The organism is Streptomyces sp. MUSC 14 (assembly GCF_001866675.1).
Lineage (GTDB): Bacteria > Actinomycetota > Actinomycetes > Streptomycetales > Streptomycetaceae > Streptomyces.
Map to the genome: position 1 here is coordinate 1 of NZ_MLYN01000020.1, position 17,763 is coordinate 17,763.

Consider the following 17,763-nt stretch of genomic DNA (forward strand, 5'->3'; position numbering starts at 1 on the left):
AGTGGACCCCCGACCGCAACGCCGGCTTCTCCAGGTCCGATCCGGGGCGCCTGTACCTGCCGACGATCATGGACCCGGTCTACGGCTACCAGGTCACCAACGTCGAGGCCTCGATGTCCTCGCCGTCGTCGCTGCTGCACTGGACCCGGCGCATGATCGAGATCCGCAAGCAGAACCCCGCCTTCGGGCTCGGGTCGTACGACGAACTCCAGTCCTCCAACCCGGCGGTGCTCGCCTTCCTGCGCGAGTACGGCGACGACCTCGTGCTGTGCGTGCACAACTTCTCGCGCTTCGCCCAGCCGACCGAACTCGACCTGCGCGCCTACGACGGCCGGCATCCGGTCGAGCTGATCGGCGGGGTGCGGTTTCCCGCCATCGGCGAACTGCCGTACCTGCTCACCCTGCAGGGCCACGGCTTCTACTGGTTCCGGCTCACCCGGGCCACGTCCCGCATCGGCAGCCGCTGAACGCCCGACGCCGAGGAAAGGACGCGCGTCATGCCGAAGACCATCACTGTCGGACCGGGAACCGCGACCGGTCGGGGCGGGCCGCCGGCCTCGCTGGGCGGGCTGTTGCGCGAGTGGCTGCCGAGGCAGCGCTGGTTCGCGGGCAAGGACCGCCCCGTCACGGACCTGTCGGTGCTGCACGGGGCGGAACTGTTCCCGGGCTGTCTGCATCTGCTGGTGCACGCCTCGCACGCGCCGGTGCCCACACCCGGCGGCACTGCCCCGCCCGGCGACTGCTACCAGCTGCTGCTGTCCTTGCGCGAGCAGCCCGCTCCGCGGCTGGAACGGGCGTTCCTCGGCCGCGCGGAACAGGGACCTCTCGCCGGGCTCGCGGTGTACGACGCGCTGCACGACCCCCGCTCGGCGCATCTGTTGCTGGAGCGACTGCGGCACCCGGGCGCGGCGGGCCCGCTGCGGTTCGAGGCGGACCCGGCCGTCCGGGTGCCCGGCGGGCTGCCGCCACGGCTGCTGGACGCCGAGCAGTCCAACACCTCGCTCGTGTACGGCGACGCGTACATCCTGAAGGTCTTCCGGCGCATCCAGCCGGGTGTCAATCCGGACCTGGAGGTGTCGGCCGCGCTGGCCGCGCAGGGGTGTACCCGGGTACCGGCGCCGGTGGCCTGGTTCGGCACGAGCGCGCCGCAGCCGGCGACGCTCGGGGTGCTCCAGCCGTTCCTGCCGGACGCGACCGACGGCTGGACGCTGGCGTTGCGCGCGCTCGCCGCGGGCGAGGACTTCACGGCCGAGGCCTGGGAGCTGGGCCGGGCGATGGCCGAGGTGCATCTGGCGCTGGCCGAGGCGTTCGGCCCGGCCGGGCCGGGTGAGAACGGCCGTACGGCGCAGGCGATGTCCGCGCGGCTGGACGCGGCCGCGCACGCCGTACCGGGGCTGCGGCCGTTCGTGCCGGGGCTCAGGGCCGCGTTCGGGGCGCTCGCCACGTGCGACGCGGGGCCGCCCGCGCAACGGGTGCACGGCGACCTGCATCTCGGGCAGGTGCTGCGGGCCGGCCGGGACTGGTTCGTCATCGACTTCGAGGGCGAGCCGTCCCGGCCGCTCGCCGAGCGCAGGGCCCCGCAGTCCCCGGTGCGGGACGTGGCGGGGATGCTGCGCTCCTTCGACTACGCGGCCCGGCAGCGCCGCCCCTGGCGACCCGAATGGGCGCGCCGCTGCCGGGAGGCGTTCTGCGCGGGCTACGCGGCCCGCGCCGGCTGGGATCCACGCAAGAAGCACGCGCTGCTGCGCGCGCACGAGACGGACAGGGCGGTCTACGAGGTGCTGTACGAGGCGAGACACCGGCCGGACTGGCTGCCGGTACCGATGGCGGCGATCAAGCGGCTCGCCGTGTGGGGAGGCTGACGGCATGGCTCTGCGTGACACCTCGCTCCCCGAGGCCGCCGGTCCCGCACCGGTCACGGCCGGCCCCCTGGACCCGGCCGAGCGCGGCCGGCTGCTGGGCGGCGCCCATCACGATCCGCACGCCCTGCTGGGCGCCCGTCCGGTGCCGGGCGGCATCCTGTTCCGGACACTGCGCCCGAACGCCCGCGCGGTGAGCGTCGTGGCCGGCGGCACGCGCCATCCGCTGGTGTCGGAGGGCGGCGGCCTGTTCGCGGCCGTGCTGCCGCTGCCGGAGGTCCCGGAGGCGTACACGCTGCGGGTGGCGTACGACGACACCGAGCAGGAGGTGCACGATCCGTACCGGTTCCTCCCCGCGCTCGGCGAGCTGGACCTCCATCTGATCCGGGAGGGCCGGCACGAGCAGCTGTGGCAGGCGCTCGGCGCCGAGCCGATGACGCACCAGGGCGTGGCCGGCACCCGCTTCACGGTGTGGGCGCCGAACGCCCAGGGCGTGCGGGTGGCCGGGGACTTCACGTACTGGGACGGCACCCAGTACCCGATGCGCTCGCTCGGTGCGTCCGGGGTGTGGGAGCTGTTCCTGCCCGGGATCGGGGAGGGCGCCCGGTACAAGTTCGAGATCACCTCCCGGCACGGCGACCGGTTCCTCAAGGCCGACCCGATGGCCCGGTGTACGGAAGTGCCGCCGGACACGGCATCGGTCGTCACGGTGTCGCGGTACGAGTGGGACGACGCGGAGTGGATGGCCCACCGGGGCGACACGCCCGTGCACCAGGCGCCGTTCTCGGTGTACGAGGTACATCTCCCGTCCTGGCGGACTGGATTGACGTATCGTCAGCTGGCTGACGAACTGCCCGCGTATGTAAAGGAGTTGGGCTTCACACATGTGGAGCTGATGCCGGTCGCCGGGCATCCCTTCAGCGGCTCCTGGGGCTACCAGGTCACCTCCTACTACGCGCCGACACCCCGGCTCGGCTCGGCGGACGACTTCAAGTACCTGGTGGACGCGCTGCACCGGGCCGGGCTCGGCGTGATCATGGACTGGGTGCCGGCGCACTTCCCGAAGGACGACTGGGCGCTGGCCCGGTTCGACGGGGAGCCGCTGTACGAACCCGGGGACTGGCGGCGGGCGGAGCATCCGGACTGGGGGACCTACGAGTTCGACTTCGGCCGGACCGAGGTGCGCAACTTCCTCGTGGCCAACGCCGTGTACTGGTGCCAGGAGTTCCACATCGACGGGCTGCGCGTGGACGCCGTCGCGTCGATGCTGTACCTCGACTACTCGCGGGACTCCGGGCGGTGGCAGCCGAACGTCTTCGGCGGGCGGGAGGACCTGGACGCGGTCGCCTTCCTGCAGGAGATGAACGCCACGGTCTACCGGCGGTGTCCGGGCGTGGTGACCATCGCCGAGGAGTCCACGGCCTGGGACGGGGTGACCCGGCCGACGGACACCGGCGGGCTCGGCTTCGGGCTGAAGTGGAACATGGGCTGGATGCACGACTCGCTCCAGTACGTCCAGAAGGAGCCGGTGCACCGCAAGTACCACCACCACGAGATGACCTTCTCGATGGTGTACGCCTACAGCGAGAACTACGTCCTGCCCATCTCCCACGACGAGGTCGTGCACGGCAAGCAGGCGCTGGTGTCGAAGATGCCCGGCGACTGGTGGCAGCGGCGCGCGAACCACCGGGCCTACCTCGGCTTCATGTGGGCCCACCCCGGCAAGCAACTCCTCTTCATGGGGCAGGAGTTCGCGCAGGGCGCCGAGTGGTCCGAGGCACACGGCCCGGAGTGGTGGCTGCTCGACGACGACTACCACTCGGCCGGCGACCACCGGGGCGTGCGGGACCTCGTACGGGACCTGAACAGGAAGTACCGGGCGACACCGGCCCTGTGGCAGCGGGACACCGATCCGGGCGGTTTCCAATGGGTGCTGTGTGACGCTGCGGACGACAACGTATTCGCGTTCCTTCGCTTCGGCGCCGAGGGCTCGGCGCTGCTCGCGGTCTCCAACTTCTCGCCGGCCGTCCGCGCCGACTACCGGCTGTGGGTTCCGGATTCCCTCCCGGCCTGGCAGGAGGCCCTGAACACGGACGACGCCCGCTACGGCGGCAGCGGCGTCGGTGCCGGGCAGCCCGGCGCGGTGCTGCGGCCCGAGCACGGATTCCTCCGGGTCACGCTGCCGCCGCTCGCCACTGTCTGGTTGACGCCTGTGCGCTGAACTCGCAGGAGTCGGCCGGACGCCCGAGGGGCAGTCAGGGTCGTACAGACTTTCGTCTGCCCCTCGCGGTCTGAACAGAAGGGCGGCCCCACGTGCGCACTGTCGGTGTGGAGGAGGAACTCCTTCTGGTCGATCCGGACAGCGGTGAGCCGAAGGCACTGTCGGCCGCCGTGCTGACCCGGGCGGTCCAGGACGATCCCGGGCAGGACCTGTTCCAGCTGGAGCTGTTCGGGCAGATGCTGGAGCTCGCCACGCATCCGCACACGGACATGGCCGAGCTCGGCGCCGAGATCGTGCGCTCCCGCAAGGAGGCGGCCCGGGTCGCGGGCGAGGTGGGCTGCGCCGTCGCCGCGCTGGCCACGTGCCCGATACCGGTCACGGGCGCGCTCACCGCGGACGACCGCTACCGGTGGATGGCCGGGCGGTTCGGGATCGCCACCCAGGACTGGCTCGTCTGCGGCTGCCACGCGCATGTGGCGGTGGACTCCGACGAGGAGGGGGTCGCGGTCCTCGACCGGCTGCGGCCCTGGCTGCCGGTGGTGCGCGCGCTCAGCGCCAACTCGCCGTACTGGCAGGGCCGGGACACCGGGTACGCCAGCTTCCGCAGCCGGCTGTGGAGCCGTGGTCCGTCGGCGGGGCCGACCGAGCTGTTCGGCTCGCCCGCGGGCTACCACCGGCGGGTGGCGGACATGCTGGCGAGCGGGGTGATCCTGGACCACGGGATGGTGTACTTCGACGCGCGGCTGTCCGTGAAGTACCCGACGGTGGAGATCCGGGTGGCGGACGTGTGCCTGCGCGCGGAGACCGCGGTGCTCGTCGCCGCGCTGGTCCGCGCCCTGGTGGAGACGGCCGCGCGGGACTGGCGGGCGGGCCGGCCGCCGGCCCGCCACAGCGTGAGTCTGCTCCGGCTGGCCGCCTGGCACGCCGCACGCTCCGGCCTGGAGGGGGAACTGCTCGACCCCGCGACGATGCTGCCCCGGCCTGCGCCCGAGGTGGTGCGCGCGCTGCTGGAGCACACCGCGGAGGCACTCGCCGACAGCGGGGACGCGGCCCTGGCCGAGGAGGCCGTCGGCGAACTGCTGGGCCGCGGGACGGGCGCGCGCGAGCAGCGCGGGGTGCTGGAGCGGGTCGGCAGCCTGCGGGAGGTCGTCACCGAGTGCGTACGGCGCACCCAGGGCTGAACACCCGGGCCGAGCCGGACGTATGACCTGCCGGATCCGTGCCGTGGAGGTCGTACGGCACCGGTTCGTGACACGGCCGGATCATCAACCGATCACGACTTCACCGTTCCCCGCACCGAACGCGCTCGCCTCGGCTACATTCGAGCACCGCCGACCACAGAGCCGATCGGCGGAGTGACCCTCCGTACATCCAGGAGCAGCGCATGCGCGACGTCGCCCTCGCTCCCGCCGTGGCCCCGCCGCTCGTCGGGGGCCTCGCCGACAGCCTCTTCGAGACCGCGGAACGCAGCCCTGCCCTGCCGCTCCTCGCGTACCGCGCGGACACCGCCGCCGGCGGCTGGCAGGAGATGACCGCGGTCGAGCTGCGCGACGAGGTCGTCGACGTGGCCAAGGGGCTGATCGCCACCGGGATCTCGCCCGGCCACCGGGTGGCCGTGATGGCCCGCACCCGCCACGAGTGGACGGTCTTCGCGCACGCGCTGTGGACCGTGGGCGCGGAGGTGGTGCCCGTCCATCCGGCCTCCTCGCGCGACCAGGTCGAGTGGATCCTGCGGGACGCCGGCTGTGTCGCCGTGATGCTGGAGGACGAGCAGGGCGTCATGACCGTCGGCACGGTGTGCACCCGGCTGCCGCGGCTGCGCCATGTGTGGCAGCTGGACGCGGGCGCGCTGCCCGAACTCGTCGAGCGGGGCGCGGTCGTGCCGTTCACCACCGTGGAGTCGCTGCGCCGGATCGTGCTGCCGGACGCCACGGCGGCCGTCGTCTACACCTCCGGCACCACCGGCCACCCCCAGGGCTGCGCGCTCAGCCACCGCTCCCTCGCCTACCCCTGCGACACTCTGCTGGCCGGCTGGGCGCATGCCGCGGCGCCTGCGGGCGAGCAGCCGTCCGTGCTGGCGTTCCTGCCGTTCTCCCATGTGTACGGCATCATGATCATGCTCACCTGTGTCCGCGGCGGCGCCCTGATGGCGCACGAGCCGGAGCTGTCCGAGGCCGCCCTCGCGTCGGCGCTCGGCACGTTCCGGCCGACGTATCTGTACGGCGTGCCGTCGGTGTTCGAGAAGCTCTACAAGATTTTCCTGCGCACGGCCGAACAGACCGGCCGGGGTGCCCTGTTCGAGCGGGCGGCGCAGACCGCGCGGGACTTCGCCGCGGCCGAGGAGCGCCGGCGGCTGGGCACGGGGCCGGGTCCCGGTCTCGAACTGCGCCTCCAGCACGCCCTGTTCGAGCGGACGGTGTACCGCAGGCTGCGCGCGGCGCTCGGCGGCCGGGTGGTGCGCGGCACCTCCGGCGGTTCCTCGCTCAGCCGCGAACTGACCCTGTTCTACGAGGGGATGGGTGTCGTCATCACCGACGGGTACGGACTCACCGAGTCCTCCGGCGGGATCACCATGCAGCCGCTCGGCCGGGAGAAGTCCGGGACCGTGGGCCGGCCGCTGCCCGGCACCGACGTCCACGTGGCGGACGACGGGGAGATCCTGGTGCACGGTCCGTCGGTGTTCCAGGGCTACATCGGTGACGAGGCGGCGAGCCGGGCCACGCTGCGCGGCGGCTGGCTGGCCACCGGGGACATCGGACGGCTGGACTCCGAGGGCTATCTGACGATCACCGGGCGCAAGAAGGACATCATCGTCACCAGCGGCGGCAAGAGCGTCGCCCCGGCCCCGCTGGAGCAACGGCTGCGCATGCACCCGCTGATCCACCAGGCCGTCGTGCTCGGCGACGACCGGCCGTGCGTGGGCGCGCTGATCACGCTGGACCCGGAGTTCCTCGCGCACTGGCGGGCCGCCCTCGCGCTGCCGGGCGGCAGCCCCGGCCGGGAGGGCCGGGAGGAGAACGCGCTGCGGGAGGAGATCGCACGGGCCGTGGCCTCCGCCAACAGCGCGGTGTCCCGGGCGGAGTCGATCCGCGTCCACCGCGTCCTGCCCGAGCCGTTCGCCGTGGCGGACGGGCTGCTCACCCCGTCGTTGAAGCTGCGCCGGGACGCGATCGTGCGGCACTACGCCGCCGAGATCGAGGCGATGTACCAGGCGCGCTCGCGGGCCGGACGGGGGGTGCGGGAGCCCGCGGACTGGGACGAGCCGGACGACGTCTTCCGCTGAGCGGACCCGCTTGATCCGCTCAGCGGACACGGCCTGACCGGCGCCGACAGTTGTCCGACGGTTTTCCGTGCGACAACCGCTCACCCGGCCCTGATCGGGTGCATGCTGGTGGCCACGCGTTCGTCTGCCTGCCGCACCCGGCTGGCGGAACGGCTCGGTGCGCGGTGGGATCGGACATGGTGCGAGGCGGTCCAGGGCATGCGAACGGCGTCGAGTCGGATCGCCTGGAGCCGCAGAAAGGGATGAACACCGTGACACGACCCAGGATCCTGGTGGTTGGCGCCGGCTTCGCCGGAGTCGAGTGCGTCCGCCGCCTGGAGCGGAAACTCGCCCCCGACGAGGCCGACCTCACCTTGGTGACGCCGTTCTCGTATCAGCTCTACCTGCCGCTGCTGCCCCAGGTCGCCTCGGGTGTGCTCACGCCCCAGTCGATCGCGGTCAGCCTGCGCCGCAGCAAGAAGTACCGCACCCGGATCCTGCCGGGCGGCGCGATCGGCGTGGACCTGAAGGCCAAGGTGTGCGTCGTCCGCACCATCACCGACAAGCTCGTGAACGAGCCGTACGACTACCTCGTGCTGGCCCCGGGCAGCGTGACCCGGACCTTCGACATTCCCGGGCTGACCGATCACGCCTTCGGGATGAAGACCCTCGCCGAGGCCGCCTACGTGCGCGACCACGTCATCACCCAGCTCGACCTCGCCGACGCCAGCGACGACCCGGCCGAGCGGGCCGCGCGGCTCCAGTTCGTGGTGGTCGGCGGCGGATACGCGGGCACCGAGACGGCCGCCTGCCTGCAACGGCTCACCCACGCCGCCGTGCAGCGCTATCCACGCATCGACCCCGGCCTGATCCGCTGGCACCTGATCGACATCGCGCCCCGGCTCATGCCGGAGCTGGGCGAGAAGCTCGGCCGCAGCGCGCAGGAGATCCTGCGCCGGCGCGGTGTCGACGTCTCGCTGGGGGTGTCGATCGAGAAGGCGGGCGCCGAGGAGGTCACCTTCACCGACGGCCGGGTGGTGCCGACGCACACGCTGATCTGGACCGCCGGGGTGGTCGCGAGCCCGCTGATCGGCACGCTCGGCGCGGAGACGGTGCGCGGCCGGCTCGCGGTCACCGCCGAGATGACCCTGCCCGGGCACGACGGGGTGTTCGCGCTCGGGGACGCGGCGGCGGTGCCCGACCTGGCCAAGGACGAGACGGGCGCGGTCTGCCCGCCCACCGCGCAGCACGCCATGCGCCAGGGCAAGAAGGTCGCCGACAACGTCATCGCGACCCTGCGGGGCGAGCCCCTCGTGCCGTACGTGCACAAGGACCTGGGCCTCGTCGTCGACCTCGGCGGCAAGGACGCCGTGTCCAAGCCGCTCGGCATCGAACTGCGCGGGGTGACCGCCCAGGCCGTGGCCCGCGGCTACCACTGGTCGGCGCTGCGCACCAACGTGGCCAAGACCCGGGTCGCGACCAACTGGCTGCTGAACGCGGTCGCGGGCGACGATTTCGTCCGCACCGGATTCCAGGCCCACCGGCCCGCCCGGCTGAAGGACTTCGAGTACACGAACTCGTACCTGACACCGGAACAGGTGCGGGCGCGGGTGGAGGGCGGGGCCGGGACGAAGAGCTGATGCGACCCGGATGACCGGGCGGGACACACCGGCATGACGAAGCACATGGAGCTGGTCGCCGCGACCCTGGCCGAGAGCCAACAGTTCGGGCACTCGTGCGATGCTGGAACGTAGATCGATTTCTGGCACGGGAGAGAGCGCGGCGGCGTGAGGGCAGCGGGACGGTCGGGACGGGTACGGATGCGGGACCGGCTCGCGGCGTCCGATCCCGGGCTGCTGCGGCTCACCGCGGGGCTGCGCACGGTCACCGCGATCGCGCTCACTCTCGCCGTCCTGGCCGCCCTGCGGGTGCCGGTGCCGCAGCTGGTCGCCGGTGCCATAGCGGCGATGGTGGCGACCTTCGCCATCCGGGAGAAGTCGCGCGCCCAGCAGGCGATCACGCTCGCGCTCGGCCTGCCGGTGGCCCTGGCCTCGGTGTCGCTGGGCGCACTGCTGAACCAACGGGTCGTCGCCGGCGACCTGTTCTTCGTCGCCCTCATCTTCAGCGCGGTCTACGGCCGCCGTTTCGGTGACCGCGGTACGGCGCTGGGCCTGATCGGATTCCAGGTCTACTTCCTCTCCCTGTTCGTCCACGCGACCACCGCCCTGCTGCCCGCGCTGTGCGGGGTCATCTGCGTGGCGTTCGCCTCCAGCGCCCTCGCGCGGTTCGTGCTGCTGCCGCAGACCCCGGCGGGCACCCTGGACCGGCTGCGGCGGGCGTTCCGCGCCCGGCTCGCCCAGCTGATCGCCGTACAGGCCGAGTTGCTGGACGCCGGTCCGGACGACGTGGACACGGTTCTGGAGGACCTGCGCACCGCCACCGCCCGGCTGCACGAGACGGCGCTGATGATCCAGGGGCGGCTGGAGGACGGCACCTCCGAACCTGCGGTGGCCCGGCTGCTCCAGCGGCGGATCGCCGACGCCGAGATCGCCTCCGAGCGGCTCGGTCTGCTGCTGCTCACCGCGCGCAGCGCCGAGCGGACCGACACCCTGACCCTGCACCTGCCGGGCGCCCATCTGCCCTCGGGCGGTGCCCTGCCCGTGCGGGACGAGGCGACGGAGGCGCTGCGCCGGGACCTGGAGGCGCTGCGGCTCTTGATGCTGCGGCCGGTGGGCGAGGCCCGCGGCACCGCGCTCGCCCATCTGCGCAACCGGCTGCTCGGCTACCGCGACGAGGAGAACCTGCCGAAGGCCTCCCCCGCCGTGCAGGACGTCTTCCGTGGCCTCGGCGAGGCCGCCCGTGCCGCGCTCGGCCTGCGGGTCGCCCTGGACGGGGCGCTGGACGAGTCCGACGACAGCCCGGCGACCGTCCGCTCGCGGGCGGAGCTGGACGCGGAGGACGCCGCGATCGAGGCAGTCGACGCGGGCGCGGAGAGCGGGGGCGAGGAGCCGGAGCCGACCGGTCTGCGCCGGCCCACGACGCGGGCCGCGGTCCAGGTGGCCGTCGGCTCCTCGCTGGCCATCGCGGGCGGCGAGCTGCTGTCCAGTCAGCGTTGGTACTGGGCGGTGCTGACCTGCTGGATCGTGTTCATCAACACCGCCTCCACGGGCGAGATCCTGGTCAAGGGCTACCGTCGGCTGCTGGGCACGGTGCTCGGTGTGGTGGCCGGCATCGGGCTCGCCGGGCTGGTCGGGCACCACACCTGGACGGCGTTCGCGCTGGTGCTGCTGTTCATCTTCGCGATGTTCTACACGGCGCCCCTGTCGTACACGTTGATGTCGTTCTTCGTCACGGCGATGCTGGGGCTGCTGTACACGCTGCTGAACACCTACAGCCTGTCGGTGCTGGTGCTGCGGATCGAGGAGACGGCACTCGGTGCGGCCTGCGGGGTGATCGCGGCGGCGGTGGTGCTGCCGATCCACACCGACCGCCGGACCAACGAGCTGCTTGTCCAGGTGCTGGAGCGGCTGGAGGTCGTCACCCGGGCCGCCGTCGAGCAGCTGAGCGGTGGGGCGGGCGCCGATCTGGTGGAGCAGGCGCGCGAGCTGGACCAGGCGCTCGCCGACCTGCGCGCGGCCACCGACCCGCTGACGCATCCGATCACCCCGATGCGCTCGCGACGGGACACCGCCCGGTACGTGGTGGCGCTGCTGGAGACGTGTGCCTATCACGCGCGTTCCCTCGCAGCCACGGCCGAGCTGCTGCCCACGCACCCGTCGATAGCGGCGGATCCCCGGCTGAGCGGGGCGTGTGCGCGGATCCTGCACAACATCGGGGCGATCGCCGAGCATGTCGCCGATCCGCGTTCGCCGGTCATGACCGAGACCGGCCCCAGCATCGCCTCGATGCTGGAGCCGGGCACCCTGCGCACCCCCCGCTACGGCCGGGTGACCGACCGGGTGCTGCGCCACCTCCAGCGTCTGGACGAGGCGGTCTCGGGTCTGGCCCGGCCGCTGGGCGTCCCCCGGCCGGCTGCCGGTGCGGGCGGGAAGGTGAAACCGGTCACGTGACCCGTTCGGGATTGCACACCCGCACCCCAGATGGTTTATCGTTCATACATACGTGATGCCGGAGCGGACCGGAACGTCCTTCCCGCCCGCTACGCGTCACCTCAAGCTGCCCTGGCCGGCCTCCCCCGTCCGGCCAGGGCTTTCTCATGCCCGCATGCGCCACCGGACAGGTGATCCGGCGCCCGGCTCCGTGTCCTTCGAGGTGCCCCGATCGGCGGCAGCGGCTGAAATGGGCTTACACACATCACCCGGAACCGCCGCCGGCGAGGAGCCCCGCGCCATGACCAAAGCGATCAAACTGCTCACCGCGCTGCCCCAGGCACAGCGCGAGCGCCTGATGGAGCTGGCCGAGGAGGTCTCCTTCCCGGAGGACACCCGCATCTTCGAGGCGGGCGGCACCGCCGACCGGTTCTGGGTGATCCGGTCGGGCGCGGTCCACCTGGACACGGAGGTCACCTCGCGGCAGCGGGTCACGGTGGCCACGCTCGGCGCGGGCGACCTGCTCGGCTGGTCCTGGCTGTTCCCGCCGTACGCGTGGGACTTCGGCGCGGTCGCCTTCAGCAACGTGCGGGCCTACCAGTTCGACGGGCCCGCCGTGCTCGCGCTGTGTGTGGAGGATCCGCTGCTCGGGCTGTCGCTGGTGCGGACGGTGGCCGAGATCCTCGCGGGCCGCCTGGAGACGACCCGCGGCAAGCTGATGGACCAGTACGCCATCCGCCGGCGCAGCGGCCTGATCTGACACCGGGTGCGCCGCGCACCGGCCGGAACCTGCCATCGAACGCCCGCTGCGGGCCCGGCAGGCGGAAGGACGGCGGGCGGCGGGCGGATGACGGACGCCGGACGGACGACGGGCTGACGACGGACGACGGGCGGGCCGACAGGGGACGCCGGACGGACGGCGGCGGCAGGCAGCGGGCGGACGGCAGCGGACAGCGGCGGGCGGACGGGCCTGGCGGTGCGCCGCGGGTCAGATCCGGTACCGCCGCAGCGCCGGGGCCGCGGCGGCCAGGATCAGCATCACGACGACGACCAGGGCGCCGCCGCCCGCCACGGCCGCCCGGGGGCCGAGGACGGAGCCGGCGGTGCCGTGGAGCACGTCGGCCAGGCGAGGTCCGCCCGCGACGACGACCGTGAACACGCCCTGCATCCGGCCGCGCATCTCGTCGGTCGCGGCGGACAGCAGGATCGCGCCGCGGAACACCATCGAGACCATGTCGGCGACCCCGGCCAGGGCGAGGAAGGCCATGGCGACCCAGAGGTTGCCGCTCAGCCCGGACGCGGCGACCGCCGCGCCCCAGCCGACGACCGCCCCGATCACCATCCAGCCGTGCCGCCGGGCCCGCGAGAACGCCCCGGAGAACAGGCCGCCGAGCACCGCGCCGACCGGGATGCCGGCGAACAGCACACCGAGGGCGAGCCCCTCGCCGTACGACTGGTAGGTCTGCGCGGCCAGTTGCGGGAACAGGGCGCGGGGCATACCGAACACCATCGCGACGATGTCGGCGAGGAAGGACAGCAGCAGCACCTTGTGCCGGGATATGTAGGCGAAGCCCTCGGCTATCTGCCGTATCCCGGCCCGGCGGGCGGGGGCGTCGCCGAGCGGCGGCAGCGCGGGCAGCCGGAAGACGGCCCAGACGGTGACGCACAGCGCGAGGGCGTCGACGAGGTAGAGCTCGGGCAGCCCGATCACCGGGATGAGCACACCGGCGAGCAGCGGACCCGCCACGAGTCCGGTCTGCATCACCGTGGAGCTGAGGGCGTTGGCAGCCGGCAACTCCTCGGCGGGCACGAGCCGGGCGACGGAGGCGTTCCGGGCCGGGGAGTTGAGACCGAAGAAGGCCTGCTGGAGGGCGAGCAGCAGCATGAGGACGACGACCGAGTCCAGGCCCGCGATCGCCTGCGCCCAGAACAGCAGCGAGGTCACCGCGATGCCGCTGTTGGTGACCAGCAGCAGTTTGCGCCGGTCCACGGTGTCGGCGACGGCCCCGCCCCACAGTGCGAACACCACCATGGGCACGAGCCCGGCGAGGCTCGCGTAGCCGACCCAGGCCGAGGAGTGGGTGATGTCGTAGATCTGCTTCGGCACGGCGACGGCGGTGAGCTGACTGCCGACGGCGGTGACGATGGTCGACGTCCACAGGCGCCGGTAGGCGGGGATCCGCAGGGGGCGGGTGTCCATCGCCCAGCGCCGCCAGCCGCGCCGGGGCGGTGCCTTCGTCTCCTCCCGTATCGGTCCCGGTTCGGTGGTACTGCTCTCACTCGTGTCCACAGGTGTCCTGGTTGCTCGCTACATCTTTTCCATTCGAGAGCCTAACTATCTCAGCAACACCCGTGTTCGCCGAACCCGTTGTCTCAGGATCCGGCCATGAGCGTGGCGCCGAGCGCCAGCATCGTGACGGCGACCAGGCCGTCCAGCACCCGCCACGCGGCGGGCCGGGCCAGGAAGCGGCCCAGCAGCCGGGCGCCGAAGCCGAGCGCGGTGAACCAGCACAGGCTGGCGAGCGCGGCACCGAGCCCGAAGGTCCAGCGCAGCGCACCCCGGTCGGCGGCGAGGGAGCCGAGCAGGAACACCGTGTCCAGGTAGACGTGCGGGTTGAGCCAGGTCATGGCGAGGCAGGTGAGCACCGCACGGCGCCGCGAGCCGGCCGCCTCGCCCTCGGTGCGCAGGCCGGGGCCGGGCCGCAACACCCGGCGGGCGGCGAGGGCGCCGTAGCAGAGCAGGAAGGCGCCGCCGACGAGTCCGACGGCACGGACGGCGCCCGGCCAGGCCACCACGACCGCCCCGACCCCGCCGACGCCGAGCGCGATCAGCACCGCGTCGGACACCGCGCAGATGCCGACCACGGCGAGCACGGCGTCGCGACGCACCCCCTGCCGCAGGACGAAGGCGTTCTGGGCGCCGATGGCGACGATCAGGGAGAGTCCGCTGCCGAATCCGGCGGCCGCGGCGGTCAGTGCGTGGTTCATGCGGTCGACGCTAGGAAACGGATCCGGGCAAGTACAGCTAAATATTCTTACGTATCCTTAGCACTCGTGATGGCAGAGCTTCCCCTGGAGCAGGTGCGCACGCTGCTCGCCGTGGTGGACGAGGGCACCTTCGACGCCGCCGCGGCGGCCCTGCACGTGACGCCGTCGGCGGTCAGCCAGCGGGTCAAGGCGCTGGAGCAGCGCACCGGCCGGGTGCTGCTCCAGCGCACCAAGCCGGTGCGGCCCACCGAGTCCGGGGCGGTGCTGGTGCGCTTCGCCCGGCAGCTCGCGCGGCTGGAGCGGGACGCATGGGGCGAGCTGGGGCTGAGCGGCGCCGGGGAGCCGACCCGGGTGTCGGTCGCGGTGAACGCGGACTCGCTCGCGACCTGGTTCCTGCCGGCGCTGACCCGGGTGGCGGGACTCTGCTTCGAGCTGCACCGGGAGGACGAGGACCACACGGCGGCACTGCTGCGCGAGGGCCTGGTGATGGCGGCGGTGACCACCCTGCCCGAGCCCGTGCCGGGCTGCTCGGTCCGCCCGCTCGGCCGGATGCGCTATCTCCCGGCCGCCGCGCCGGAGTTCGCCGAGCGTCATCTGGCGGGCCCGCTGCCCGAGCTGCTGCCCGCGGCCCCCGTCGTGGTCTTCGACCGCAAGGACGACTTCCAGGACGGCTTCGTCCGCCGGCTGGGCCGCGGAGCCGCGAGCCCGCTGCGCCACTACGTGCCCACCTCCGAGGGGTTCGCCGACGCCGTCGCCGCGGGCCTCGGCTGGGGCCTGGTCCCCGAGGCCCAGGCCGAACCGCTGCTGGCCGAGGGGCGGCTGCGGCTGCTCACACCCGGGCGGTGGGTGGACGTCACGCTGTACTGGCAGCAGTGGAAGCTCGACTCCCCCGCGCTGGCCGCGCTGGCCGACGCGGTGACGGCGACGGCGGCCGACACACTGCGCGGCTGACCCCGGCGCCCGGTCCGTCACGGGACGGTGCCGGGCGGCGGATGGCGGAGTACGGTGGTGGACGGTCGCGCGGCGGACCCCGGTTCGTCCGGTCGTCGTCCCCAACTCCGCGCCCCTGCTGCCCGGTCGGACACGGCTGCCCTCGGCCCTCGCGGCCCTCCGCCCCGTTTCCCTGTCCGCCCGGCGCGAGCGGCTCGCCCTCTTCCGGTTTCCCGTCGCGCCGACCGGTCACCCGCATCCCGAGAACGGTTCCGATCCAGTCCAGCAGACGCATCCAGGAGACCCCGATGGACAACTGGCGCGACCACGCCGCCTGCCGTCATGTGGACCCCGATCTGTTCTTCCCCGTCGGCACCACCGGACCGGCACTGGTGCAGACGGAGCGGGCCAAGGAGGTGTGCGGGCTGTGCCCGGCCCGCGAACCGTGCCTGGACTGGGCGTTGGCCACCGGCCAGGGCGCCGGTGTGTGGGGCGGGACCAGCGAGACGGAACGCCGGTCGCTGCGTCACCGGGCCCGCTCCCGGCCGCGCTCGCGCTGATCCGGCGCCGCCTCGGCGTTCGCCGCCCGTGCCGTCAGGATCCGTCGGCCGGGGCCTGGATGCCGGGCAGCCGCAGGGTGAGGACGGCGCCCTCGCCGGGAGCGCTCGCGGCCTCGGCGGTGCCGCCGTGCGCGGCGACCAGGTGGCGCACGATGGACAGGCCCAGGCCGCTGCCGCCGGTGCGCCGGCTGCGGGACTTCTCCGCGCGCCAGAACCGCTCGAAGACATGCGGCAGATCCTCGGCCGCGATGCCCGTCCCGGTGTCGCCGACGCGGAGCACGACGTCGGTGTCCTCGCGGCGGGCGGCCAGGGTGACCGTGCCGTCGGCCGGGGTGTGCCGCAACGCATTGGAGACCAGGTTGCCCAGGGCCTGCCGCATCCGCACCGGGTCGGCGTCCAGCCAGGCGGCGGGGTCGGCGGCGGTGTGCAGGGCGACCCCGGCGGCGTCGGCGGCGACGCGGTGCGCGGCGGCCACCTGGTCCAGCAGGTCGGCGGCGCGCAGCGGTTCACGGTGCAGCCGCAGCGTGCCGGCGTCGGCGGCGGCGAGGTCCTGGAGGTCGTCGATGATCCGCTGGAGGACGAGCGCCTCCTCGTGCAGCGAGTCCAGGAGGGCCGGTTCGGGCTCGACGACGCCGTCCCGGACGACCTCCAGCCAGCCGCGGATGTTGGTCAGCGGGCTGCGCAGTTCGTGCGCGATATCGCTGACCATCGCCTTGCGCTGGGCCTCCAGGCGTTCACGCCGCTCGGTCAGGTCGTTGAACGCCTCGGCGAGGATGCCCGTCTCGTCCCGGGTGGTCACCGGGACCCGTACGTGCAGCTCGGGCGGCGCCCCCGCGGCCTCGGTCAGCGCGCGCAGGGGCCGTACCAGCCGGATCGCGACGACGGCGGTGACGGCGACGGTGACGGCGAGGACCAGTCCGGCCGCGCCGATCACCTTGGCCTTGTTGGCCGTCGACATGTCGAAACGGCCCGGGCTCTGGTCGCCGATGCCGAGGAACAGCTCGGCCACCGGGGCGACGTAGGGCTCCAGTTGGGTGCGCCGGGCGCTCAGGAGGCACGTCCGGGCCGCGCGTTCCGTGGCCGCCGGGCTCGCCCTGGTGGTCCTGCTGACGTACTTGGCGATGAGGTGGTCACCGGAGAGGGGGTCCTTGGCGGCGGGGTCGTAGAGGGGGAACAGCGGGCCGACGACGTCGAGTCCGGCCTTGTTCAGGCAGGGGCGGGCCAGGTCCGTGAGCGCGTCCAGGGCCCTGCTCTCGGTCGGGGTGGGCGTGCCCAGCCTGCCGTCCTCGCAGTCGGTGGCGCCGTAGCCCGCGGGGTCGGTGCCGTCCGCGGTGGTGACGACGGGCCTCCCGCTCGCCGTCCGGACGATGCCGGCCTGCAGGCCGTGGCGTGCGTAGCACCGCTTGCGGGCGGCGGCCAGCGCGTCCAGCGTCGCCCGCTCCGCCGCCGGGAGCCGGTACGGGCCGACCACCCGGGGGTCGATGCCGCTGAGCTGGGCGCCGGTCTCACTGTAGGTGTCGGTGCGCAGCGGGTCGACGGTGGCGGCGGGCCGGGGTGGCAGCGGGGTGCCGCGGGGCGCGGAGTCGGCGAGCACGGTGCGGTCGGCGGTGGTGAGCGCGATCCGGCGCCCGGTCCTGGCCGCCAGGTCCTGGACGGTGCGCCGAGCACCGGACCAGTCGGCGTGTGTCGCGGCGTACCCGCTGAGTTCGGCCAGGATGCTGTTGTCGGCCGCGAGGTCCTGCCCCTGTTCCTCCTTGAGCGCGCTGGTCGTCGTCGTGACGGCGAGCCAGGCAGTGGCGGCCACCGAGCAGACCGCGATCAGGGCGGAGACGAAGAGCAGCCGGACGAGCAGCCGTTTGCGCACCGGGATCCGCCGCCGCACGCGCGTCTCCTG

At 73.3% G+C, this 17,763-nt stretch carries 13 protein-coding genes; 10 read left to right on the forward strand and 3 right to left on the reverse strand.

Annotated elements, in window-relative coordinates:
• The 8 genes from BIV25_RS12400 to BIV25_RS12435 all read left to right on the forward strand — a co-directional run.
• Window positions 1–467 (forward strand): alpha-glucosidase C-terminal domain-containing protein (locus BIV25_RS12400; RefSeq protein ID WP_143076618.1); only part of this gene is annotated, 467 nt, incomplete at its 5' end.
• 30 nt (window positions 468–497) lie between these two features.
• Complete coding sequence (locus BIV25_RS12405; RefSeq protein ID WP_071372320.1) at window positions 498–1,862, forward strand: maltokinase; 1,365 nt, start codon at window positions 498–500, stop codon at window positions 1,860–1,862.
• A gap of 4 nt (window positions 1,863–1,866) precedes the next feature.
• Window positions 1,867–4,080: a 1,4-alpha-glucan branching enzyme gene (gene glgB, locus BIV25_RS12410; RefSeq protein WP_071372321.1), complete on the forward strand. Its 2,214-nt coding sequence runs from the start codon at window positions 1,867–1,869 to the stop codon at window positions 4,078–4,080.
• Between the two features lie 92 nt (window positions 4,081–4,172).
• Window positions 4,173–5,261: a glutamate--cysteine ligase gene (locus BIV25_RS12415; protein ID WP_071372322.1), complete on the forward strand. Its 1,089-nt coding sequence runs from the start codon at window positions 4,173–4,175 to the stop codon at window positions 5,259–5,261.
• Window positions 5,262–5,464: 203 nt separating this feature from the next.
• Window positions 5,465–7,363, forward strand: coding sequence for a long-chain fatty acid--CoA ligase (locus BIV25_RS12420; protein ID WP_071372323.1), 1,899 nt, complete (start codon window positions 5,465–5,467; stop codon window positions 7,361–7,363).
• A gap of 242 nt (window positions 7,364–7,605) precedes the next feature.
• Window positions 7,606–8,982: an NAD(P)/FAD-dependent oxidoreductase gene (locus BIV25_RS12425; protein WP_071372324.1), complete on the forward strand. Its 1,377-nt coding sequence runs from the start codon at window positions 7,606–7,608 to the stop codon at window positions 8,980–8,982.
• Window positions 8,983–9,162: 180 nt separating this feature from the next.
• Window positions 9,163–11,412 (forward strand): FUSC family protein, encoded by a 2,250-nt coding sequence (locus BIV25_RS12430; protein WP_071372325.1) that lies wholly within the window; start codon window positions 9,163–9,165, stop codon window positions 11,410–11,412.
• A 280-nt stretch (window positions 11,413–11,692) separates the two neighbouring features.
• Window positions 11,693–12,151, forward strand: coding sequence for a cyclic nucleotide-binding domain-containing protein (locus BIV25_RS12435; RefSeq protein WP_071372326.1), 459 nt, complete (start codon window positions 11,693–11,695; stop codon window positions 12,149–12,151).
• 228 nt (window positions 12,152–12,379) lie between these two features.
• On the opposite strand, the gene BIV25_RS12440 is transcribed toward BIV25_RS12435, so the two are convergent.
• Entirely contained in the window at window positions 12,380–13,681 is a 1,302-nt protein-coding gene (locus BIV25_RS12440; protein WP_071372327.1) for an MFS transporter, read from the reverse strand.
• A gap of 83 nt (window positions 13,682–13,764) precedes the next feature.
• Window positions 13,765–14,379 (reverse strand): LysE/ArgO family amino acid transporter, encoded by a 615-nt coding sequence (locus tag BIV25_RS12445; RefSeq protein WP_071372328.1) that lies wholly within the window; start codon window positions 14,377–14,379, stop codon window positions 13,765–13,767.
• Window positions 14,380–14,445: 66 nt separating this feature from the next.
• Between BIV25_RS12445 and BIV25_RS12450 the strand changes: the two genes are divergently transcribed.
• Together BIV25_RS12450 and BIV25_RS12455 are read left to right on the forward strand one after the other, a co-directional pair.
• Window positions 14,446–15,330, forward strand: a complete 885-nt coding sequence (locus BIV25_RS12450) for a LysR family transcriptional regulator ArgP (protein WP_071372329.1) — start codon at window positions 14,446–14,448, stop codon at window positions 15,328–15,330.
• Window positions 15,331–15,617: 287 nt separating this feature from the next.
• The gene (locus BIV25_RS12455; protein ID WP_071372330.1) at window positions 15,618–15,869 is read left to right on the forward strand and encodes a WhiB family transcriptional regulator; all 252 of its coding nucleotides are present in this window, start codon (window positions 15,618–15,620) and stop codon (window positions 15,867–15,869) included.
• Between the two features lie 34 nt (window positions 15,870–15,903).
• Here BIV25_RS12455 and BIV25_RS12460 read toward each other — a convergent pair whose 3' ends face one another.
• Complete coding sequence (locus BIV25_RS12460) at window positions 15,904–17,751, reverse strand: cell wall metabolism sensor histidine kinase WalK (RefSeq protein ID WP_071372331.1); 1,848 nt, start codon at window positions 17,749–17,751, stop codon at window positions 15,904–15,906.
• Window positions 17,752–17,763 lie beyond the last annotated feature (12 nt).

Coding starts and splice junctions, on each gene's coding strand:
- BIV25_RS12405 (WP_071372320.1), top strand. CDS start 498: ATGCCGAAGACCATCACTGTCGGACCGGGAACCGCGACCGGTCGGGGC.
- BIV25_RS12455 (WP_071372330.1), top strand. CDS start 15,618: ATGGACAACTGGCGCGACCACGCCGCCTGCCGTCATGTGGACCCCGAT.
- BIV25_RS12425 (WP_071372324.1), top strand. CDS start 7,606: ATGAACACCGTGACACGACCCAGGATCCTGGTGGTTGGCGCCGGCTTC.
- BIV25_RS12445 (WP_071372328.1), bottom strand. CDS start 14,379: ATGAACCACGCACTGACCGCCGCGGCCGCCGGATTCGGCAGCGGACTC.
- glgB (WP_071372321.1), top strand. CDS start 1,867: ATGGCTCTGCGTGACACCTCGCTCCCCGAGGCCGCCGGTCCCGCACCG.
- BIV25_RS12435 (WP_071372326.1), top strand. CDS start 11,693: ATGACCAAAGCGATCAAACTGCTCACCGCGCTGCCCCAGGCACAGCGC.
- BIV25_RS12430 (WP_071372325.1), top strand. CDS start 9,163: ATGCGGGACCGGCTCGCGGCGTCCGATCCCGGGCTGCTGCGGCTCACC.
- BIV25_RS12420 (WP_071372323.1), top strand. CDS start 5,465: ATGCGCGACGTCGCCCTCGCTCCCGCCGTGGCCCCGCCGCTCGTCGGG.